Source organism: Streptomyces sp. NPDC006309, assembly GCF_040613095.1.
Classification (GTDB): Bacteria; Actinomycetota; Actinomycetes; order Streptomycetales; family Streptomycetaceae; genus Streptomyces.
In genome coordinates this window covers 130,585-152,655 of sequence record NZ_JBEXRO010000010.1, presented here as the reverse complement: position 1 = coordinate 152,655, position 22,071 = coordinate 130,585, and the positions used below count along the sequence as shown (strand labels likewise).

Genomic DNA, 22,071 nt, shown 5'->3' with positions numbered 1-22,071 from the left:
GGGGGTCCACCATGGCCGACATCACCCGGCGCTTCGGCTGGCGCCATCTGCGCTCCGCGCCCACCGCACACATCCGCCACCACCACCGCGGCCGGCTCGTCCACGACGGCCGGGGCCTCAGCTTCTGGTACCGGTCACTGTCGGCGGCGCTCTCCGAAGTACCGGTCGACGACCGGGAACTGGCCATGGCGTTCCACGCCCGTACGGCCGACTTCCAGGACGTCACCGTGCAGGCCACCGTGACCTACCGGATCAGCGACCCGGCCGAGGCGGCGAACCGGCTCGACTTCTCCGTCGACCCGGACAGCGGGAACTGGCGCGGCACACCGTTGGAGCAGATCGCCACCCTTCTCACCGAGACCGCGCAGCAGCACACGCTGGACGTACTGGCCCGGACCCCGCTGGCCCTCGCGCTGGTGGACGGCGTCGCCTCCGTGCGGGACCGGGTCGCCGCCGGTCTCGCCGCCGAGCCCCGCCTGCCGGCCACCGGCATCGACGTGGTGGCCGTGCGCGTCGTCGCGATCCGGCCCGAGGCCGAGATGGAGCGCGCCCTGCGCACCCCGGCCCGCGAGCAGATCCAGCAGGAGGCGGACCGGGCCACCTACGAGCGGCGGGCCGTCGCCGTCGAACGTGAGCGTGCCATCGCCGAGAACGAAATGGCCAGCCAGATCGAACTGGCCCGGCGCGAGGAGCAGTTGGTCGACCAGCGCGGCACCAACGCGCGGCGCGAGGCAGAGGAGGAGGCGGCGGCCGACGGCGTACGGACCGAGGCCGAGGCGGCCCGCACGGTCCGCCTGGCCCGCGCGGAGGCCGAGGCCGCGCGCGCGACGGGCGCGGCGCGCGCCGAGGCCCAGGCCGCCTGGCTGGGGGTGCACGGCGAGGTCGACCCGGTCACGCTGCACGCCCTGGCGGCGACCCGGCTGGCGGAGAACCTGCCGCGGATCGAGAGCGTCACCCTCTCCCCCGACGTGCTCACCGGCCTCCTCGCGAGGATCGGGCGCCCGGACGGCCGGGCGGACGCGTGAGCCTGGCACCGCGGGTGGTGCTCGTGCACCGCAGGACCGAGTACGAAGAACTGCTCGCCCGGCACGGCACGCACGGCCAGGCCGCGTTCTTCCTCTCCAGCCGCGGCCGCTCGATCGAGGAGGTGGCCCGCCGCCACGCCGCCACCCGGCAGGCACTGCGGGACGTGGCGGCGGCGGTACCGCTCACCTGGCGCAGTTCCCGGGTGGAGCGGGCGGATCTGGACCGCTTCCTGTTCGCCCCGGAGGACGTGGTGGTCGTGGTCGGCCAGGACGGCCTGGTCGCCAACACAGCGAAGTACCTCTCCGGACAGCCGGTGGTGGGCATCGACACCGATCCGGGGCGCAATCCGGGGGTCCTGGTCCGGCACCGCTGCGCCGACGCGGCCGGGCTGCTGCGTGCCGCGACCGCCGCCGGGGACCGGGTGGAGGAACTGACCATGGTCGAGGCCGTCGCCGACGACACCCAGCGCCTCCTCGCGCTGAACGAGGTGTACCTGGGCCCGCCGGGCCACCAGACGGCCCGCTACCGGCTGGGCACCCGCGGCGCGGCCGATCCGGGCCAGGCCCAGGCGTCCTCCGGGGTGCTCGTCGGCACGGGCACCGGCGCCACCGGCTGGCTCCGCTCCCTGTGGCTGGAGCGCGGCAGCACCGTGCCGATGCCCGCGCCGCGCGACCCGCGGCTGCTTTGGTTCGTGCGCGAGGCATGGCCGTCGCCCGCGACCGGGACGTCCAGGGTCGCGGGCGAGCTGGGGCGCGGACAGGCGCTGTGGCTGACCGTGGAGTCGGACCGGATGGTCGTCTTCGGGGACGGGATGGAGGCCGACGCCCTGGAACTGACCTGGGGGCAGAGCGTACAGGTGGGCATCGCGGCGTCGTCGCTGCGCCTGGTGACGTGAGCGCCCCGCCTCCGGCTTCGCTCATCGGGGCTCGTAGGCGGTGGCCGGTACGGAGTCCGTGCCCCGGTCGAGCAGGAAGCCGCCGCCTTCAGGACCGCAGGGCTCACGCGGCGTGCGCTCGGCGACATCCCGACCAGGTGCAGGACCTCCGGCGCGGCCAACGCCGTGGGGTGGTCGACCTGTTCGGTGACGACGGCCCTGAAGTGGGCCGCCCTCCCCATCACCGCCATGCTCATCTGGGCACGACGCTGACCGAAGAGACAGAACCTGCCCGAGCTAAAGGAACTCGCTTCGGTAGGTCGAGGCCAACTCTGCGGCGCGGCGGCGGCGCTCCGCGAGTTCGTCCTGGCGGACTTCGCGATCAGTTGACCGAACCACAGGAAGTTCTCCGTGACAACGCCGCCCCCGCACACAGGCCAGACCACTACACCGCTTCGGCGCCGGTGGGATGGCGACCGTCCGCTTCGCCTACCATCCCGCCAGCGGCGCACCCATTGCGGTGAAAGTGCTCCACCCAGACTTCGCCTCCGATGCCTCCTATCGGCCGCGGTTCGTCAGGGATGTCGCGGTCCTGCGCGCTGGTGGCTGAACCGTCTCCACTGGCGCAACAGGCCGCAGCCGCCGAGAAAGCCTCGGCAAGCGCGATGGCCGGTGAGGTGCTCGTCAATCAGCTCCCGCGGAAATGATCTCCCGTCCGACCCCTGACGCATGTACCGACTCAACGGCCCGCGTCCGACAGGTCGTCGTCGTTTCCAGGCGCTGCGCCTGGTCCTCGCTGACCCCCTCTCGGACACACGGCCCGCGGCATCCTCGACTAGTAACTGTCGTAGCTGGGCTTACCGTTCGGCCGGTAGACGCCGAGGATGGTGCCACCCTTCGTGGTCGAGACGCTGACCGGCTCCAGCCCAGTGGGGATCGCTCCGTCGGCGAACAGCCGCTTGCCGGTACCGATGATCACCGGATGGATGGTCAGCCGGTACTCGTCGACGAGGCCTTGCCGCATGAGGGTCTGGGCGAAGTCTGCGCTGCCGACGACGTTGATGTTGCCGCCCTCGGTCGCCTTCAGCTTCCGTACGGCATCGACGACGTCACCCTCCAACAACGTGGAGTTCTGCCACTCGACGGACGTCAGGGACCGAGACGCCACGTACTTGTGCATGCTGTTCATCCGATCGGTGAAGGGGTTGCCGGGATCGGCGGTCGGCCAGTACGACGCGAAGATCTCGTACGTCTTGCGGCCGAGCAGCATGGCGTCGGAGTGCTCGTACCAACCGGCGATGGCCATGCCGACCTCGTCGTCGGCCACCGGTTTCTGCCAGCCGCCGTGCTCGAAACCGCTCTCAGCGTCCTCGTCCCGGCCGCCCGGCGCCTGCATGACGCCGTCCAGCGTCAGGAACGTGCAAACGATGATCTCGCGCATGGTGCGCTCCCTTCGTCGACGGGTAGACCGCACGGCCGCCGGAAACTCATCGGCGCAACTTCCCCGGCGCCGGGCTACCGTGACCGGCGGCCGGGCAACCGCTCCCTACTGAACAGGGCTGCCAGTGGTCGACGCGGACGGCATCACGGCATGACGTGATCCTGGACCAGGCTGCACCAGGCCGGGCGGACGAAGGGCCGTTCGGAGAGCGCGCCGCACAGGACCAAGGTGGTCCGCGGTCCGCCGGTCCCTGGCCCGCGCGGACCGAGATCATTTCCGTTACCCACGGAAACCAAGAGGGCACACAGCGCGCCCATCGCGCACTCATGCACCCGATGGGGCGCCGTAACATCCTAAACCCGACCGTAGAAACACGTTTTACCCGGCCGTGTTGGTGTTGTGGGGCATCCCATGCGCTTCGGCTCATGTGGAGAGGCTGGTGCGGCCGGTGGCTGTCGCTGCCACCGGCCGGACTCCCGCCGACGTTCCGGGGTCACCCTGACGGCCGTCCGGGGCGGCGCCCTGGCGGCCGACGGACGCCAGCGGTGCTCAGCGGTCGTCGTGGGGCATGCCGTCGATCATCTGGGTCAGTACGGTCCGCCGGTCCTCGCCCGGGCGAGCCCGCAGTGGCCGGGCCAGGCGGGCGCTGTCGTAGGTCCAGCGGTGGTCGAGGTCCCGGGGGACCTCGTCGGTCTCGCGGATGACGGCCCGGGTGCCCAGCAGTTGTGCGAGTTCCTGCGCCAGGTCGTGCCAGGAGACGTGGCCGCCGCACGCGTTGGCGACGCCGTGCACGGGCCGGTCCAGGCATTCGGTCACCGCTCTGGCCAGGGCGGCGGCGTGCACCCACGCCACCCCGTACCAGCCGTTCCCCCCGGTGCCGGGACGGGGCAGGTCGATCGGCGCGCCCGTGCGGGCGGCCTGGTAGAGCCCGCCGATGGCACCCCAGCGCAGCTGTTCGCGCAGCCGGTCGTGGGCGCCCCAGACGATGGGTGACCGCACGGCGCTCGCTCCCCCGCGTCCCTCCGTCCCCGCGGCGTGCAACAGCAGGGCCTCGCAGTCGAGTTTGGTCCTCCCGTACGGGCTGACCGGTTCCTGGGCGGGTGATTCCTCGGTGACCCGGTGCGTCCCGGGGTGCCCGTAGGCGTCGACGCTGCTGACGAAGACGAAGGGGCCCCGCCGCCAGGCCCCGGCCATCGCCTCCATGGCCGCCAGGTCCACCTCGTGGCGGGTGAAGGTGCAGGCGGCGTGGACGATCGCGTCCGCGCCGGCGACGGCGTCCCGCAGGCCCGCCAGGTCCGTCAGGTCGCCCTCGACGACGTCGACGCCGTCGCCGGCGACCAGATGGGCCGACTCGGGCCGGGCCAGTGCCAGCACGGGCCGGCCCTGGGCGACGAGTTCACGCAGGACGAACGCGCCGACGCCGCCCGTCGCACCGGTGACGAGGACCGTGCCGGTGCGCGGGCCCCGGGAGCGGGCGGGCTTGCGCGCGGCCTTCGCGGTGCTCTGCTGTGCCGCGCGTTCGTCGAGGAGCGCGGTGAGCGCCCGGGGGGTGCGTGCCTGGAGGACGTCGAGGCCGGTGAGCGGCAGCGCGAGCCGTGTGCGGAGCCGTTCGGCGAGTTGCACGGCCACCAGGGAGTGGCCGCCGAGGGCGAAGAAGTCGTCGTCCGGTGCGGGCACGGGTCCGAGGAGGGCGGCGAACGTCTCCGTGACGGCCTCGGCCCGGGGGCCGGGCGACGCGGTGGGAGCGGGCGCACCGGGCAGCCGCGCGGGGTCGAGGGTGCCGGTGGCCGTGCGGGGCAGGGCGTCGAGCACGGTGACGGCGGCGGGGACGTCGCCGGGTGGCAGCGACCGGCGCAGCAGGCCCAGCAGTTCGTCGCCGCGGGGGCCGACGCTGTCGCGCAGGACGGCGTAGGCCACGGGTCGTTCCTCGTCGCGCTGGTGCACGTCGGCGTCGGTGACCTGGGGGTGGGCGAGCAGGGCCCGGGCCGCGGGGTGGCCGGCGTCGTCCCCGGTGGGTGCCGGGCGGGTGCCGGGGCCGGTGAGTTCGCTCAGCGGGGTGTCCGGGTGGGCCGCGGCCGCGGTCAGCAGGTGGGCGTGGTCGTGGACGGTGGCCCGCGCCACGGCGTCGTCCAGTGCGCGCGGGTCGTACTGGACGAGTGCCGCCGGACGTGCGGGGTCGGCCAGGTCGAGTCCGTAGGACAGGGTGAACTTCGCGTCCCCGACGCCGATGTCGACGTACTCGGCGGTCGTGCCCGGCAGGCGGAGCACGGTGGGTGCGCCGAGGACGTCGGAGGTGACGCGGACCAGGCCGGTGCCGTCGGTGCCGCGTGCCCGGGCGCCGAGGCGTTCCAGGACGAGGTCGAAGGGGAGGTGCCCGTGGCGCTGGGCCTCCAGGAGCGCGTCGCGGACCCGGTGCAGCAGCTGGGCGAAGGACGGGTCGCCGGAGGTGTCGACCCGTACGGGCAGGGTGTTGACGCAGAGGCCGACCAGTGCGCGCATGGCCGTCCCGGTGCGGTGGGTGCTCGCCACGCCGATGACGAGGTCGTCGTCGCCGGTGAGCCGGTGCAGCGTGGCGAAGGCGGCGGTCAGTGACACCGCGAACAGGGTGGCCCGGTGTCCGGCGCCGAGCGTACGCAGGGCGTCGGGCAGGCCGGGTGCGAGGGGCACCGTGTGCACGGCGGCCGATCGGGCGGCGGTGTTCCGCGCGGCCGTCGTCGGCCGGGGCAGCGCGGGTGGGGCGGCGTCGGCCAGTAGGTCGGCCCAGTGGTCGAGTTCGGCCCCCAGGCCGGGCAGCGCGTCGTGCTCGCGGTGCGCGTGGTCGGCGTACTGCGGCGGTGCGGCGAGCGGCTGCGTGCCGTCCGGGTCGCCGGCGGCTGCGTACAGTACGGCGAGTTCGGCCGCCACCGTCTCGAGCGAGCCGCCGTCGACGGCGATGTGGTGGAAGGTCAGCCCTACGGTGTGGTCCAGCGGTCCATGGCGCAGGACCCGGGCCCGGACGGCCTCGCCGGCCGTGAGGTCGAAGGGGCGGGCCGCCTCGCGGCGCAGTGCCTCGGGCGTGTCCGCCGGGTCGGTGTCGGCCACGGGCACGGGGACGGACGCCGGCGGCGGGAGCACCTCCTGGCCGGGTGCGCCGTCCTGTTCGGTGTAGCGGGTGCGCAGGATCTCGTGCCGGGCCACCAGCGCGGTGAGGGCGGTGGCGAACGCGGCCGGGTCGAACGGGCCGCGCATGCGCGTGGCGAACGGCACGTGGTAGGAGTCGCCGGCGCCGCCGAGCCGTTCCATCAGCCACATGCGGCGCTGGGCGTGGGAGAGCGGGTGGCGTCCGTGCCGGGCGGTGGCGCCCGGCCGGGTGCCGGACGGCGCGGGAGCACCGGCGTCCGCGGTCGCCGCGCCGCCGGGGGCGGTGGTGGTGCGCCGGGCGGTGCCGGCCCGGGCCCGGCGCAGCAGTTCCTGCTGGAGTTGCCGCCGGGTCGGCGCCGTGGGGTCGGCGTCAGTGGGCATCGTGGTGCTCCGGGGTCTGGGGGTGCAGATCGTGGTGGGCGGTGAGCAGGGCCTGTTCGACCAGGGCCGCCTGCGCGGCGACGGTCGGGGCGGTGAAGAAGTCGGCGAGGGTGAGTTCGACGCCGAGTTCCTCGCGCAGGTCGTCGGTGACGGCGAGGGCCAGCAGCGAGTGACCGCCGAGGGCGAGGAACTCGGCGTCCGCGCGGGTGACCTCGCTGCCCAGGGAGCGGCTCCAGACGTCGGCGACGGCCTGTTCCACGGGGCTCATGTCCACGGCTGGAGCGCCGGGGCGGCCGTTGCCGGCCGTGCGGGCCAGGTCGGCGAGGGCGCGCCGGTCCACCTTGCCGGCCGGGGTGAGGGGCAGGTGGTCCACCAGGGTGACCGTGTCGGGCACCAGGTGGGCGGGCAGGGCGGCGGTGAGGCGTTCGCGCAGCTCGGCGCCGGCTGGCACGGGTCCGGGTGCGGCGACCACGAGGGCGACGAGTCGTGCTTCGGCGGTGCCCGCGCGGTCGACGGTGACGGCGGCGTCGCCGACGTCGTCGTACCGGCGCAGGGCGTGTTCGATCTCCGCCGGTTCGATGCGGAAGCCGCGGACCTTGACCTGGTCGTCGTTGCGGCCGTGGAAGTCGAGGGTGCCGTCGGGCCGGGCGGAGACCAGGTCACCGGTGCGGTAGAGCCGGCCTGCGGCCGGGTGCTCGACGAACCGTTCGGCGGTCAGTTCGGGCAGGCTCGTGTAGCCGTGGGCGAGCCTGCTGCCGCCGACCCACAGTTCGCCGCGCTCCCCCGCCGGGACGGGCCGGCCGTCGGTGTCCAGGACGTGGGTGGTGGCCCCGGCGATGGGCCGGCCGATCGGCAGGGGGGCGTCACCGTCGCGGGCGGTGACGCGGTGGGCGGTGGCGAAGGTGGTCGTCTCGGTGGGCCCGTAGCCGTTGACCAGTTCCAGCCAGGGGAAGGCGGTCAGGACGGCGTGGGCCGGTGCGGCGGCCATCGCCTCGCCGCCCACGACGACCGAGCGGAGCTGGCCGAAGACGCGGGATCGGCGGGCGGCGAGCTGGTGGAAGAGGGCCGTGGTGAAGAAGGCGACCGTCACACCGTGGCGTTCGACGTGCCGGGCGAGCTCCTCCAGCGAGGGCCGCTGCTCGGTGCAGACGACGACCGCGGCGCCGTTGGCGAGCGCGACCCAGACCTCGAACGTGGAGGCGTCGAAGGTCATGGGCGAGTGGAACAGGACGCGGTCGCGGGCGGTGACGGTGACGTAGTCCGGTGCGGTGACCAGCTCGGCGATGGCGCCGTGCGGTACGACGACGCCCTTGGGACGGCCGGTGGAGCCGGACGTGAACATGATGAACGCCGGGCTGCCGGGGGCGCAGTGGTCCAGCGCGGGGCCGTCCATGAGCGGCTCCTCGGGCAGGGCGAGGACGGGACCGGTGAGCGCGGTCGCGTCCAGCAGCTTGGGGTCGCCCACGGTGAGCGTCACCCCGGCGTCGCTGATCATCGCCTCGGTGCGCGGCCGGGGCTGGGCGGGGTCGAGGGGTACGCAGACGGCGCCCGCGAGCCAGAGCGCGAGCTGGGCGACGACCGTGCGGGCCGACCGGGTCGTCAGCAGTGCCACCCGGTCGCCGGGGGTCACCCCGTGGTCGCGCAGGTGTGCGGCGAGGGCTCGGGCGGCCCGGAGCAGGCTGCCGTAGGTGAGGGTCGTGTCACCGTCGACGACGGCCAGGGCGTCCGGGGTGAGTTCGGCGCGCCGGGTGACGAGCGCGGGCAGGGCGGTCGCCCGTGCCGGGGGCTCGCCGGGTACGGGGGCCGAAGTGCGGGGTGGTGTCGCGGGCGCGGCGTCCGCCGTGTCTTGGGGCTGCGGGAGGGTGGGTGCCATGTCAGGCTCCTGCCGGTCGCGGGGTCAGGCGCTGGTCGAGGAGGGCGGCGAAGGCGCGCAGGTCGCTGCTGCGCAGCAGTTCGTGGGCGCGCGGCCGTACGCCGGTCGCGCTCTCGACGGCCGCGAGCAGCCGGGCGGCGACGACGGAAGTGCCGCCGGCGTCGGTGAAGTTGTCGCAGAGAGTGGTCTCGGGCCGGCCGAGGAGGTCTCTCACGGTGGTCAGGACGAGGTGTTCGGTGGGTGTGGCGTCGGCGAGGTCGTCGGTGGCGGGGGCGGGCGCCGGGCCGGGATGGTGCGCGGACAGCGCGGCCCGGTCGACCTTGCCGTTGGCGTCGAGGGGGTAGTCGTCGACGATCCGTACGACCGCGGGCGCGGCCTGCTCGGGGAGCCAGGCGCGGACCGCGGCGCGCAGGTCCGCGGCCGCCGGGTCGGCGCCGTCGGCGGGTCGTACGTGCGCGACGAGCCGGGCGTGGCCCGCCTGGTCGCGCAGCACGGTGACGACGGCGCTGCGCACCCGGGGGTCCTGCTCGAAGGCGGCCTCCACCTCGGCAGGTTCGATCCTGACGCCGCTGATCTTGACCTGGTCGTCGAGGCGGCCCAGGAAGACGAGGGTGCCGTCGGCGGTCATCCGGACCCGGTCGCCGGTGCGGTACAGGCGGTCGGCCGCGGGCGGTGCCGGCTGACGGGGCGGGGCGGTGAACCGCTCCGCGGTGAGCTCGGGGTCGAGGTAGCCGAGGGCCAGGCAGTGGCCGCCGATGCGCAGTTCGCCCTCCTGGCCGCGCGGGACGGGCCGGCCGTCGTCGTCGGTGACGGCGACGGCGACACCGGGCAGCGGGGTGCCGATGGGCGGCGGGGCGGGGTCGCCCGCCTCCGGGTCGGTGGCGCGCATGGCGTGGGTGGTGGTGACCACGGTGGCCTCGGCGGGACCGTAGGCGTTGTGGACGGTGGCGGTGACGTCGCGCCCCGGACGGCGGCGCATCCGGTCGCCGCCCACGACGAGGTGGCGCAGGCTGAGGTCGCGCGGCCACGGCCGGTCGAGCAGCGGCTCGACCATGGGGGTGGCCGCCACGGACACGGTGACGGCGGCTTCGCGCCACCACTCGGTCAGTACCCGCGCGTCCCAGCGGGTGTCGTCGGGGGCCGGGACGAGGGCGGCGCCGGAGGTCAGCGCGGCCCACAGTTCGAGCAGGTGGGGGTCGAAGGCGACCCCGATGAGCAGGGACTGGCGGTCCCCGGGGGCCAGCCCGGTCTCGTCGCGGTACCAGTCGAGGGCGACGGACAGCGAGTCCTCGGCCACGGCCACCGCCTTGGGGCGGCCGGTGGACCCGGAGGTGAGGACGGCGTAGAAGGCACCTTCGGGGGCGCGCCGCGTGCCTGCGTCGCGGGCGGTGGAGGCCGCCACCGCGGCGGTGGGGGCGTTCACGCCCTCGGTGGGCAGGGGCAGCGGGGTCCGCTCGCCGGCGCGGTAGGCGGCGGGCAGTACGCCGGGGTCGCCGACGAGGCAGGCGATGTCGAGGTCCTCCGTCACGGCCTGGGTGCGGCGTTCGCCGGGGCGGGGGCCGAGCGGCAGATAGACAGCGCCTGTCCGGGCGAGTGCCACCGCGGTCACCACGAGGGCGGCGGAGCGGTCGAGGCAGACCCCGACGAGGTCGCCGCGGCGCACGCGGTCTCCCAGAGCGGCGGCGACGGCCGTGGCGGCGGTGTCGAGGTCCTGGTACGTCCAGGTCCGGGCACCGTCGATCACGGCGGGCGCCTGCGGGGTGCGGCGCACCCAGTCCTCGAAGCGGGCGAGCACGGCGGTCGGCTCGGCGGCCGGACCGTGGGCGACGCTCGGCTCGGCGACGGGGGCGGCGGGCGCGGGTACGGCGGCGGGGGCGGACGCGGATACGGCGGCGGGGGCGGACGCGGATACGGCGGCGGGGGCGGGCGGGGACTGGGTCATCACGACTCCCTGGAGGGGGTGGCGGTGGCGGCGAGGGCGCCCGCCTGGTCGGCGAGTACGGGGTGGCGGAAGAGCGTCCTGAGCGGCGGGCGGGTGCCGAGGCGGGGCTCCAGCCAGGCCGCCAGCTCGGCGGCGAGCAGGGAGTGGCCTCCGCTGCGGAAGAAGTGCGAGCGGGTGTCGAAGCGGCTGTGCCCGAGGACCTCGCGCCAGCCCTCCGTCAGCAGGGCGGTCATCGGGTCGTCGGACCCCGGGTCCGCCGGCGCGGTCTGCGCGTCCGGTGCGGCCGGGGTGGTGCTCACCGGTTCGAGGGCCGCCGCGCGGCGGGCCAGGGCGGTCCGGTCGGGCTTGCCGCCGGCCAGGGTCGGCATGGTGTCGAGCCGTGCCCAGCGGGCGGGCACGAGGGGGCCGGGCAGACGGCGGCTCAGCTCCGTGTGGAGCGCCCTGTCGTCGACGTCCGCGCGGTCGGCGCCGCCCTCCAGGAAGCCGACCAGGCGGGGCGCGTCGGGGCCCTCGCGGTCCAGGACGACGGCGCAGGACCGGCCGCCGAGCGCCGCGGACGCCGCCGCCTCGATCTCCTCCAGTTCGATGCGGTGGCCGCGCAGCTTGACCTGGTTGTCGCGCCGGCCCAGGAAGTACAGCAGGCCGTCCAGGCCGCGGTAGCCCAGGTCGCCGGTGAGGTAGACGCGTTCTGCGCCGAGGGCGTCCACGGTGACGAACCGGGCGGCCGTCACCTCCGGGTTGCCCGCGTAGCCCTCGGCGAGGCCGGGTCCGGCGATGGCGAGTTCACCGACGGCGCCGGACGGCAGCGGCCGGTGGTGGGCGTCCAGGACGTGGACGCGCTCACCGGGGAGTTCGGTGCCCAGCGGTATCTCGGCGCCCTCGGCGAGGGCGTCGCGGGAGATCTCGTGCACGGTGGAGCTGATGGCCGCCTCGGTGACGCCGTACACGTTCAGGACGGTGGCGTCGGTGGCGGCCAGGACCTCCCGCAGTGCCTGGGCGGGAAGCCGCTCGCCGCCCAGCACCAGGAGCCTGGGCGCCCAGCCGCCGTCGCGCAGGGCGGGCCGCAGCTCCTCACGGGTCGCGAGGAAGTAACTGGTGGGCAGGTTGGCGACGGTGACCCGGGCGGACGCGAGGAGGCCGGCGAGTTCCGCGCCGGTGGGCACCTCGTGCTCGGGAAGGACCAGACAGGCACCGGCGTACAGGGTGGGCAGCACCTCCTCCAGCGCCACGTCGAAGGAGGGCTGGGCGAACATCAGGACCCGGTCGGCCGTGGTCAGGCCGAAACGGTCGGCGGTCGCGGTCAGGTGGTGCGTGAGCGCCGCGCGGCCGACCGCCACCGGCTTCGGTGTGCCGGTGGAACCCGAGGTGTGGATGACGTACGTGGTGCCGGGCAGCACGTCAGCGGCGTGGGCCGCGGGCAGTACGGGCGCGTCGACGCGGGCGGCCGGCAGTCCGTCCGGCAGCGCCGGGCCGCCCTCGCCGGTGAGGACGAGCGCGGGGGCGAGCCGCTCCAGCAGCAGGGCGAGCCGGGCCGGCGGGTCGGACGGGGACAGTGGGCAGTAGACGGCGCCGGTCCGCAGGCAGGCCAGCAGGGCGACGACCGAGTCGGCGCTCCTGGGCAGGACGACGGCCACCGGCCGGCCGGGCGTCACGCCCGCGGTGCGCAGCCGCGAGGCCAGCGCGCCGACCCGCTCGTCGAGTTCGCCGTAGGTGAGGCGGCGCGCGCCGCTCAGCAGGGCGGGCAGCGACGGGTGGTGGGCGGCCACCGGGTCGAGCGGGTCGTGGCCGGCCGGCACGGGCAGGGCCTCGGCGGCCGGCTCGGGTGCGGCGGGGGCGAGGTCGGCCAGCGGAGCCGCGGGGGTGTCGAGGTAGGAGCGCAACAGGTGCAGGAAGCGACCGCAGAGCAGCCGGGCGACGTCCTCGCCGAGGAGGTCGGCGTCGTAGTCCCAGACCAGGGTCATGCCCGGCGCGCCGTGGCGCGGGGTGACACCGCGCCGGTCGTCCGGCAGCAGCACCACGTCGAGGTCGAAGCGGGTGGTGCCGGTGTTGAAGCCCTCGAAGAGGGTGATGTCCAGACCGGGTACGTCGATCTCCGGCAGCGGTGCGTCGTGGGCGCTGAACATCACGGAGAACAGCGGGTTGTCGGCGCCGCTGGTGTGCATGCCTAGTGCCCGGGTCAGTTCCTGGACCGGGACGTCCTGGTGCGGCAGGGCGCGGATGAGGGTGTCGGTGATGTCGTCCATCGTGTCCTGGGCGGGGACGGCGGCGTCCAGGTCGAGGGGCAGCGGGATGGTGTTGACGAACATGCCGACGGCGTTCTCGTAGCCGCGCGGGCGGTTGCCTACGGCGGTGCCGACGACCATCCTGGAGCGCCCGCTGTGCCGGCGCAGTAGTTCGGCGAACAGGCCGAGGAGCGTGGCGAATGGGGTGAGGCCGCGCGACCGGGTATGGGTGCGCAGCCGTTCGGCGAGGTCGGCGCCGATCGTCTGGCGCAGCTGCCCGCCCCGGTGCCTGCGGCGGGCGCCCGGGCGGGTGAGGCCGGGCAGCGGCAGGTCGTGGGGGCGATCGAGCAGCGCGGTCCGCCAGAACTCCAGGGACTCGGCAGCGTACGCGGCCCGGGCCTGGGCCTGGACGTGGTCCGCGTACGACGGGGCGGCGGGGAGTTCGAGGGGCTCGCCTAGGACGTGGGCGCGGTAGACGCGGAAGACGTCGTCGAGCAGGATCGCGAAGGAGTGCCCGTCGTGGATCAGGTGGTGCTCCACGTGGACCAGTCGGTGGTGGCGTTCGGCGAGGCGCACGAGGGTCCAGCGGATCAGCGGGGCCTCGAAGGTGTCGAGCGGCGTCTCGGCCTCGGCGCGCAGCAGTCGCGCGAAGGCCTCCTCGGTGTCCTCCGCGTCGCTGAGATCGACGGTGCGCAGCCTCGGACCGCACTGCGGCGCGACGCGCTGTCCGGGCACGGACCCGGTGGAAGTGACGAGTTCGAGGCGCAGCCCGGGATGGCGGTCCAGGGTGGCGGTAAGTCCCCGGCGCAGCGCCTCGGTGTCGAGGGTGCCCCACAGGTCCAGCGAGGCGGTGAAGTTGTAGGCACGGCTGCCCGGCTGCATCTGCTCGTGCAGCCAGACGATCTCCTGCGAGGAGGAGAGCGGAAGCATGGTGATCCCTGAGGTCGTCGGGTCTGGTGTCCGGTGCCGGACATGGTGTGGCCGGTGCCGGTCGTGCGGGCGGCTCCGCGGGTCGCGCGGTGACGCTTCCTTGGTGGGTGACGCGTGCGGTGGGGGGGCTGGGCGGCGGCGCGGGTCCCGGGCCGGGGGGATCGCGGCCGGCGGGTGTGAAGGGTGCGGTCGCGGTCCCCCGGGAGGCACGCGTCCACGGGCGGTTCAGTGCGGCGTCCGCTCCTCCGGGCGCAGTGCCCGGGTCAGCGCGTCGAACGCCGTCAGCGCGGTGTCGTCGTCGAGGGTCGCGCGGTCCCACACCATCCGCAGCCGGATCTGTGCACCCTGGGTGACGGAGACGGCGAAGGGGCCACGCACCGGTCGGCCGTCGACGTCGGTCTCCCGTCCCTCGGCGCCGGCCAGTACGAGCGGCGGACGACGGCTGTCGTCGTCGACGGTCAGCAGTCCGTCGAGGTTCCCGGTCCAGCCCGAGCCGGCGGACCGGGCGGCGGCCACGACCGTGTCGAAGGGCGCGTCGGCCCGCTCCAGGTCGTCCCACCAGACGTCGGCCGTCTCCTCGGGGTCCGTGTCGTCGCCGGTGACGAGAGGGAAGACGACGGTGTTGAGGAAGCAGCCGATCACCGGCGCCGCTCCGCTGGGGCGGCCGCCCCACGGGTAGCCGAGCGGGACGACGTGGCCGGGGCCGTAGAGCGAGCGGGCCGCGGAGCGGCAGGCGTCGAGCAGCCCGGGGAACGGCACGCCGTCCTCGTGGGCGGGCAGCCGGGCCTGCGCCGCACCGCTCGGCAGGGTGCCGTCGGGCACGCGTTCCGGGCGGCGCCCGGGTGCCTGCGCGCGTACGGCGCGCAACCGGTGCGCCCAGTAGGCGGCCGCCTCGGGCGAGTCGGCGCGTTCCTCGGCGGCGAGCTGGAGGAGGACGGCCCGGCGGTAGGCGTCGAGTTCGGCCTCCGTCTCCTCGGGTGCGAGGGCGAGGGCGTGGGCGTCGGCGGCCTCGGTGTACGCGGTGCCCAGTTCCTCGACGATCCGGGTGAGGGAACGGCCGTCGCACACGGCGTGGTCCAGGGCGACGGCGAGGAGGTCCTCCCCCCGGTTCTCGTGGTCCCGGGCGAGGAACAGCCGCAGCGGCGGGCCCTGCGGCTCCCAGGCCGCCAGCGCGCGCCTGAGGGTGTCGGCCGGGCGCTCGCCGGGTGCGGGAGCGGGCATCGTGACCCGGACGTCGGGTTCGCCGACCCGCAGGACGGGGGTGCCGCGGACGACGGCGGGCCGCGAGCGCAGGGCGGTGTGCCGAGCGGCGAGCAGGCGGGCCGCCGAGCGCAGGCGCTCCAGGTCGACGGCTCCGTGGGGGAAGGCGAAGAACATCGGCACCACGTCGGGACGTCCCGACGGGTCCAGCGCCCGGACCAGCACGAAACGGCGCTGTGCCCCGGTGACGGGCAGTACGGTGCCCGACCGGTCGCCGACGGTGAGCTGCCGGTAGCGGGCCAGGTACTGGCTCGTGATGCTGAGCACGTGGTCCTTCCTGTCGTCGCCGCGGTCGCGCGGTCGGTGGTGACGGGCCGGCGCGACGGCCGGGCGGTGGCCGGCCGTGGCGCGGGTCCGGGCGGTGGGTGCCGGGAGCTGAGGCGGCGGGCGCGGGAATTCAGGCGGCGGGCGCGGGGATTCAGGCGGCGGGCGCCGGAGTTCGGGCGGTCGGCGCCGGGATTCAGGCGGTCGGCGCGGGGATTCAGGCGGCGGGCGCCGGAGTTCACGCGATCGGCGCGGGAATTCAGGCGGCGGGCGCCGGAGTTCACGCGATCGGTGCCGGGATTCAGGCGGCGGGCGCCGGGGCGGGTGTCTCGTCGTCGTCCGGTGTGCCGGTCCGGCTCGCGGCCCCGGCCGCGCGATCGCCGGGGGTGTCTTCGGAGCCGGGCAGGTCCCGCATCCGGCGCAGCGGGGAGAGCAGCAGGGGCAGCGGTACGACGAGGAAGCCGGCCGCGCACCAGGCGAGCGCCGTACGCGGTCCGTAGGCCCCGGCCAGGGCACCGCCGAGGAGTGCGCCGAGCGGCAGGGTGCCCCACATGAGGAAGCGCAGGGTGGCGTTCATCCGGCCGAGCAGCCGCGGCGGGCACAGTCCCTGGCGGAAGCTGACCTGGGCGACGTTGTAGACGACGGCGCCGAAGGAGACGACCGTCGACCCGGTGGCGAAGAGCACCGCGCCCGGGGCGCCGTGGCCCGACAGCGGCCACAGCACGGCGAACGGGCCGGTCACGAGGACGGACAGGACGATGACCCGGGCCTGTCCGAATCGAGCGGCGAGGCGTCCGGCGCACAGGGCGCCCAGCAGTCCGCCGACGGCCGACGCGGACAGCACCAGCCCGAGCGCGCCAGGTCGGAGGCCGACGACGCGGACGAGGTGGACGGTCTGCGTCGCCATGAGCACGGCCGCGCACAGGTTGGCGAGGGCGGTCGTGGCGGCGATGACGCGCAGGAACGGATGGCCGGTGACGAAGCGGATGCCCTCGCCGACGTCCTTGCGCAGGGAGGAACCCGCGACCGGCTCGGGCGGTTGCTCCGGCTGGTCGATGCGCAGCAGGAACAGCGCGGACAGCACGTAGCCGACGGCGTCGGCGATGACGGCGAGGTGCGCGCCGACGAGCTGGACCAGCCCGCCGCCGAGACCGGGGCCGGTGACCTGGGCGGTGGAGCGGATCGTCTCCAGCGAGCCGTTGCCTGCCACGAGCTGGTCGCGGGGCACGATCTGCGGCAGGTAGCTCTGGTGGGCGACGTCGAAGAAGACCGTCGCCATACCGGTCACCAGCGCGACGACGTAGAGCTGAACCAGTGTCAGCGCGTGGGCGGCCGCCGCGGCGGGGACGCTGGCCATGGCCAGGGCGCGCGCCAGGTCCGCGCGGATCATCAGGGGCCGCTTGCGCATCCGGTCGGTGAGTGCGCCGGCGGGGAGGCCGACGAGCAGGAAGGCGGCGGTCTCCGCGGCGGTGAGCAGGCCGACCTGGAAGGCGGAGGCGTGGAGTTCCAGGACGGCTACCAGGGGCAGGGCCACCAGGGTGACCTGCGCACCGAGTTGTCCGGTGGCCGCTCCGGCGAGCAGCAGGCGGAAGTCGCGCAGGCGCATCGGACCACCGGTGGCGGCTCGGTTTGTTACGGGCATATGACGGACACTCACCGAACGACCGTTCCAGAGTCAAAAGATCCACATCAGTTTCGGTCGATCCTTGCGTCTGTTCGTACCGGCGCAGGAAAATTTTCGGCGGACCTTCGGTACCTCCGCATGAATGTCCGTCACCGCACCATCACTCGCGTGACAGGCACGTGCGGGCGGGCACGGGCGCGCCGGGCGAGCGTCGTCGGCGCCCTGCGCGGAGAGTGATCCTTACATTCTTGGCCGAAAACGATCACTGTCGATCACCTTCGTGCGGAATAGATCATTCCGCCAGCTATAGGACGTACGGGCCGTCAGGCGGGAGCGGCGGGAGCCGCCTCGCCCATCACCTCCGCCCGCGCCCTTGCCACCATCTCCGCGGGGTCGGCGCCCTGCTGAAGGGAGAGCAGGGTCAGGTGTCACCAGTCGGTGAGACGGTGCGTGACGGTCTGGGGCCTTCAGCGCCTCGGTGGACGTGCACAGGCAGAAGAAGGCGCTGACCAGTGTGCGGGCGGTGGGCGCGGGGCGGACCCGGTGCGCGAGGCGGCCGGCGGCCCGGGTCTGGGCGAGGAGCGGTCGCGGCGGTCGTTCGCAGGGCGAACGGACCGGGCAGGGCGACGTCGATGGCGTCGCGCTCCGCCCACAGACGCGCGCCCGCCCGTGTGAAGGTGTCCTCGGCCGGGGCCCGCGCGATCCCCTAGCTCGGGTCGAGAGGCGCTCCAGCGGCGCTACGGCCGGATTCACGTACCGCGCGGCGAGGCCGGGCCAGGTGGCGAAGCGGTGCCAGTAGACGGAACCGCTGGTCCCTCGCACGGCGGTGGACCTTTCCTGTCAACCGAGATGCACCAGGGGGACCATGGATCTGTTCGGGCCGGTGCTGTCGCTGACGGCCGGCAACGCCGGGCGGTCTGGGCTGCTCAGTCACATCAATGGGCTGAGGTTCATCCGGAGTGAGGTCTTCGACGCGGACGCCGCGGTCACCTCCACCGAACTGCTGCGTTTCGGGCACTTCTGGGCCGCCGTCCACGCCACCCGCCCCTCCCCCGCCCACTCCACCGGCCGGTCGAAGGCGTACGCGGGCACTGGCGTCCAGGCCGTCCACCCCCGCCAGTAGCCTGCCAGCCCCGCGCCCTCCGCTGCGGTCGCCGCTCGGACGGTGGCGGCAACGAGGTTCCTGAGGCCCCTCTTGCCACTTCAGGCGCGCATCCCGCGGACGAACCACGTGCTGAAGGGTTGAAGCCGGGCGAGAGGGTGCTCGGCGTGCGCAGCCTCCAGCAGCAGGACGCGATCGCCGGTGCCACCGCTCAAGCGGCGCTGCGTGTACTACGAACGCCGAGACCGGTCGATATCGTGCACAGCAGGGGCAGTCGTCGCCGATCGGCTACCCCGCCCCGCGGGGAGAGGGGGATGAGCAGCGAAAGGCCCCGCCTGCCGCGTCGAGGCTCAGAAGGACACACTGCGCGACGTGCTCAGCCGGCTCCAAGAGAACCCGAGTTGGGAACTCAACACCTGCCCGGTGACCACGACCAGGTCAAAAGGTGGTTGGCAGCGCTCGATCTCACCTCCGGCGGCACACTCCCGGACCCGACAGCAGCCAAGGAGGAGACGGGTGTCTCCAGGAGCGAACGAGGCTCAAGATCGGCTCAACTCGCTGGCATCCGTCCGGCCGCCGGTGCATCCTCTTCGCCAGGACCACTTACACCAGGGGGAACCGATGAAGGCCCTGCTCGGCCGAGTCGTGATGCGCGTTCGGGACGTCGTTTCCGGTCGCCAGGATCTCAAGCAGTACGGCGACCCGGAAGCCCACCGCCACGGGCCCCACAACCGCGACGCCAACCTCGCCCACCACTACATCCCGACACCGGCGCCGGCCCCCGGCAACTTCCCCAGCAGCCTGTAGGTCCGCGCGCACCTCAACATCGGTGCGTCGTTCAACGCCTACGCGGATGGCCAGGAACTGGTAGCGGTGGGCGGCCGGGGCGAGTGCGGCGTCGCTTCACCCGGCCCTGCGCACCGGCGCCGCCCATGTCCCGCACGTGGTGTGCACCATGCCCGGCACCCACCTGGCCTGGCTGAACGAATCCGGCCGCTACCGCGGGCATGCCGCCAGCCTCTGATGCTGATGCCTGCCGAAGACCACCTGGCCGGCCCGGTCGATGCCGCCCCTGTGGGTGATAGCGGGCAAGAGCCTGGACCAAGTCCGAACACTCCCGATGATCCACACGTATCACGGGTGGCGAGAGACGACCGTCTACGAACGTGCGCCAAGTACCCCCGCTTCAGCAGGACGAAATCGACGCTCGCACGCAACACGGCCTGCATCAGCCCCCTTCGCGCGCGTCACAGCATGGTCACAGCGTTCATCTCGCTACCTCATGCGGCCTACCGTGTTTCGCCTGTACCAGCATCACCCAGGGGGAAACCGTGCGAACCCACATCATCAGCGTCTTCCTCCTCTGCGCTGCGAGCGCGGGGGTCGTCGCCTGCCAGCCGACCGACACAGCCAAGCCGAGCGGCAGCGTCCCTCCTGCCGCAGGCGCTGGCGTTGCACCGACGAAGGACAGCAAGTCGGCCGCGGAGAAGAAGTCGGTACCGAACTTCGTCGGCATGGGCCTCCAATCCGCCCAGGACACTGCCCAAGCGGCCGGCTTCTACAATCTCAAGTCCCACGACGTCCTCGGCCGGGCCCGCATGCAGATCCTCGATCGCGACTGGAAGGTCTGCACCCAGAACGTCAAAACCGGCACCGTCGCGGCCACGAACACGAAGCTCGATTTCGGTGCGGTCAAACTCGCCGAGACCTGCCCCGCCAAGGACCAGTCCGCCGCATCGGCCGCTGATGGGACGATGCCCGACTTCCACGGCAAGAGCGTGAAGGCCGCACGTCAGACCTTGGACTCCAGCACGTCGATCAACGTGAACGACGTCACTGGCGCAAGCCGGTTCGTTCTGATGGAGTCCAACTGGGAGGTGTGCTCTCAGACGCCAGCCGCCGGGGTGAAGCTGAACGGGCAGCCGATCACGCTGAACGCTGTGAAGTTCGGGGAGCACTGCCCGTAGATACGAAGAAGCGCCCTCGCCCCCGGTTCGGCAAGGGGGGCGGGGGTGTCTGTCATGCGGGGTCGGCGGCGTCGGTCCATGCGCCGCCCGGGTAGGCCGGCTCTCGCACGCGCATGTCGGCGGCGCCGGGATCCTCCCGGGGCCTGCCACGGTCGAGACTCCGGCATGGCTCACACTCCAGTTCGGTAGTACGTCTCCACGTCATCCGGCCGTCGCGATGGTCACGTCGGACCGCCACCCAGAACGGCCGGCCCGAGCAGGGCCCGGACGAGCTACGAGCGGTAGCCCGGGGCAGGCATCACCGGCCTGGGCATCTCGGCCGCGGCCGCCTGCCGGGCAGTGATGCGCCGGAACGTGGGCGACGACCTCGTCCTCGGCCGGTTCGAGCTACTGCTCCGTGGTGGAGAGGTGGAGTTGACCAAGGGCCTATTGGACATCGGTGAGCGAGAGTGCGGGGTCGCGCACCATCCGTTCGGCCGCGCTGTGCCGCGGTCGTGCAGGGTGCAGTTCGCCCCCAGCGTCTCGTTGACCCGGGTTGACACCATGCACACGGCGTCATAACTTTGCCGGCTGTCCAGGGGCCTGCGGCCGGATCTGCTGCTGGTAGAGCCGCAGCCAGACGAAAGCGTCACTGGACGCCGGGATCCACTGCAAGGTCCGCGAGCCTTTTCGGATGACGCCGATCCTCTGGTCGCCGGGGCCGACCCGATCCCGGGTCACGCCGGGCAGTTCGGAGGCCCGCGGGCCGACCGCGATGCAGAACGCGACCAAGGCCCGGTCACGTCCGAGGGCAGGGCCGTGAACAGCCCGTCGAACTCTTGATCAGTGATGCCGCGCGGGGCTCGCCGGGCCTCCTTCAGCTGGTCGGGGGCCCGGCGGGTGGGGCGCTGGAAAGGGTGCATCGGGCTGAGCTCGTACGCGTACGGGCGGAGGGACGCCGGGTTGTCGTCGTCGGCGAGCATGTCGAGCAGCCTGCTCGCCACCCGGGCTCTCGCCGACACCGGTCGCTTCATGGAGCAGGACGTCAGCGGCTCACTTGACCTTGACCGTCAGGGTAGGCGAGTAGACCTTCCCGGAGGCGCCCACGCTCGCGATCCGCAAGTGCTCGGCGCCCTTGGTGTTGAGCTTGGCGATCAGAGCGTACGAGCTGCCCTTCTTGACCTTGCCGGTCGCCCTGAGCGAGGTCCACTTGCCGGACTTCTCGTGTTGCAGCACGAGCGGAGAGCCGATCTTCAGACCCTTGGTGCGGCCGGTGAACGTGACCTTGTCCCCTGCCTTGACCTCGGTCTTGTTGGCCTCCGCGGTGATCGAGGCCATGGCGCTGGGACTCGGGCTCGCTGCCAGGGCTCCGGCCGTCCCACCGGAGAGCAACACCACGGAGAGGGCACCGGCGCCGAGCGTACGAAGGCCGTGGTGACGGAGTACGGAGGTCATGTGCGTCTCCCATCCTGTCGCTCGATGGATCCTGTCGCTCGATGGACCCTCCCAGCCTGGAGCCGGGTCGCGGCTGCCGCCACTCAAGCCACTCGGGGTAGCCCTTTGCACACGGTTCGCACTGGTCACAGGCGTCCAGTGCCGTCGCTCGGAAGTCGGCCGGGGCGGGCAGTCACGTGGCCTGGACGGTTTCCCGGGCGCGGGCCAGCCGGCGCAGTTCGCAACGCGCCGCCGGCGCCGAGGGGACCGTCTGCCAGCAGGGGTGCCACCAGAGTCGTACGGACAGGCCCAGCAGGCGGCGGCGCAGGGTGGTGGTGTCGCCGGGGCGGGCTGCGGCGAGCGCGTAACCGTCCGGTCCTGGCCCCGCTGACCACACCCGGGACCCACCGACTGGCACTGGCCTGGCGCGCTTCTCGGGTGCGTCGGGCCTGGCGGATGACCGCTTCCGCCCATACCCGTACGAAGTGCCGGGCGGTCTCCTCGGCTTCCGTCGGCTGGTCCGGCTGAAACCACTGCTTGTCCATCCGGGATGGCTAGCCAAACGCCTGCGGCCGGCCTCTCGCCCCGCCGTGGACGTCGGTCGGCTGGCGGTCGGCAGCGTGGCCACCAGC

Annotated in this window: 15 protein-coding genes and 1 pseudogene; 5 read left to right on the top strand and 11 right to left on the bottom strand. The window is 73.7% G+C overall.

What is annotated here, in order from left to right; all coding sequences use genetic code 11:
- Window positions 1-11 precede the first annotated feature (11 nt).
- Both ABZ117_RS16120 and ABZ117_RS16115 read left to right on the top strand, forming a co-directional pair.
- The gene (locus ABZ117_RS16120; protein WP_356821192.1) at window positions 12-1,025 is read left to right on the top strand and encodes an SPFH domain-containing protein; all 1,014 of its coding nucleotides are present in this window, start codon (window positions 12-14) and stop codon (window positions 1,023-1,025) included.
- Window positions 1,022-1,921, top strand: a complete 900-nt coding sequence (locus ABZ117_RS16115) for a hypothetical protein (RefSeq protein WP_356821190.1) — start codon at window positions 1,022-1,024, stop codon at window positions 1,919-1,921. The genes ABZ117_RS16120 and ABZ117_RS16115 overlap by 4 nt, the downstream gene beginning before the upstream one ends.
- Window positions 1,922-2,735: 814 nt before the next feature.
- Here the strand turns inward: ABZ117_RS16115 and ABZ117_RS16110 are convergent.
- From ABZ117_RS16110 to ABZ117_RS16075, 8 genes and pseudogenes are all read right to left on the bottom strand, one after another.
- Complete coding sequence (locus ABZ117_RS16110) at window positions 2,736-3,341, bottom strand: dihydrofolate reductase family protein (RefSeq protein ID WP_356821189.1); 606 nt, start codon at window positions 3,339-3,341, stop codon at window positions 2,736-2,738.
- Window positions 3,342-3,890: 549 nt separating this feature from the next.
- Window positions 3,891-6,842 carry a condensation domain-containing protein gene (locus ABZ117_RS16105; protein WP_356821187.1) on the bottom strand — a complete coding sequence of 984 codons (2,952 nt, stop codon included), beginning with the start codon at window positions 6,840-6,842 and terminating at the stop codon, window positions 3,891-3,893.
- Entirely contained in the window at window positions 6,832-8,715 is a 1,884-nt protein-coding gene (locus ABZ117_RS16100) for a non-ribosomal peptide synthetase (RefSeq protein ID WP_356821186.1), read from the bottom strand. Before ABZ117_RS16100 ends, ABZ117_RS16105 begins: the two co-directional genes overlap by 11 nt.
- 1 nt (window position 8,716) lies before the next feature.
- Entirely contained in the window at window positions 8,717-10,657 is a 1,941-nt protein-coding gene (locus tag ABZ117_RS16095; RefSeq protein ID WP_356821184.1) for a non-ribosomal peptide synthetase, read from the bottom strand.
- The gene (locus ABZ117_RS16090) at window positions 10,657-13,809 is read right to left on the bottom strand and encodes an amino acid adenylation domain-containing protein (protein ID WP_356821182.1); all 3,153 of its coding nucleotides are present in this window, start codon (window positions 13,807-13,809) and stop codon (window positions 10,657-10,659) included. Before ABZ117_RS16090 ends, ABZ117_RS16095 begins: the two co-directional genes overlap by 1 nt.
- 225 nt (window positions 13,810-14,034) lie before the next feature.
- Window positions 14,035-15,336 carry a condensation domain-containing protein gene (locus ABZ117_RS16085; protein ID WP_356821180.1) on the bottom strand — a complete coding sequence of 434 codons (1,302 nt, stop codon included), beginning with the start codon at window positions 15,334-15,336 and terminating at the stop codon, window positions 14,035-14,037.
- A gap of 298 nt (window positions 15,337-15,634) precedes the next feature.
- The gene (locus ABZ117_RS16080) at window positions 15,635-16,975 is read right to left on the bottom strand and encodes an MFS transporter (protein ID WP_356821178.1); all 1,341 of its coding nucleotides are present in this window, start codon (window positions 16,973-16,975) and stop codon (window positions 15,635-15,637) included.
- A gap of 305 nt (window positions 16,976-17,280) precedes the next feature.
- A pseudogene (locus ABZ117_RS16075) lies at window positions 17,281-17,749 on the bottom strand (TetR/AcrR family transcriptional regulator); the annotation flags it as partial.
- Between the two features lie 73 nt (window positions 17,750-17,822).
- Here ABZ117_RS16075 and ABZ117_RS16070 point away from each other — a divergent pair.
- From ABZ117_RS16070 to ABZ117_RS16060, 3 genes are all read left to right on the top strand, one after another.
- On the top strand, window positions 17,823-18,080 hold the full coding sequence (locus ABZ117_RS16070) for a hypothetical protein (RefSeq protein WP_356821176.1): 258 nt from the start codon (window positions 17,823-17,825) through the stop codon (window positions 18,078-18,080).
- A 600-nt stretch (window positions 18,081-18,680) separates the two neighbouring features.
- The gene (locus ABZ117_RS16065; protein WP_356821175.1) at window positions 18,681-18,866 is read left to right on the top strand and encodes a hypothetical protein; all 186 of its coding nucleotides are present in this window, start codon (window positions 18,681-18,683) and stop codon (window positions 18,864-18,866) included.
- A 524-nt stretch (window positions 18,867-19,390) separates the two neighbouring features.
- Window positions 19,391-20,026 (top strand): PASTA domain-containing protein, encoded by a 636-nt coding sequence (locus tag ABZ117_RS16060; RefSeq protein WP_356821173.1) that lies wholly within the window; start codon window positions 19,391-19,393, stop codon window positions 20,024-20,026.
- A gap of 716 nt (window positions 20,027-20,742) precedes the next feature.
- On the opposite strand, the gene ABZ117_RS16055 is transcribed toward ABZ117_RS16060, so the two are convergent.
- The 3 genes from ABZ117_RS16055 to ABZ117_RS16045 all read right to left on the bottom strand — a co-directional run bounded on the left by ABZ117_RS16055 (window position 20,743) and on the right by ABZ117_RS16045 (window position 21,836).
- On the bottom strand, window positions 20,743-21,039 hold the full coding sequence (locus ABZ117_RS16055) for a hypothetical protein (protein ID WP_356821171.1): 297 nt from the start codon (window positions 21,037-21,039) through the stop codon (window positions 20,743-20,745).
- Window positions 21,040-21,058: 19 nt separating this feature from the next.
- Complete coding sequence (locus ABZ117_RS16050; protein WP_356821169.1) at window positions 21,059-21,460, bottom strand: hypothetical protein; 402 nt, start codon at window positions 21,458-21,460, stop codon at window positions 21,059-21,061.
- A gap of 172 nt (window positions 21,461-21,632) precedes the next feature.
- Window positions 21,633-21,836, bottom strand: coding sequence for a hypothetical protein (locus ABZ117_RS16045; protein WP_356821167.1), 204 nt, complete (start codon window positions 21,834-21,836; stop codon window positions 21,633-21,635).
- Between the last annotated feature and the right edge of the window lie 235 nt (window positions 21,837-22,071).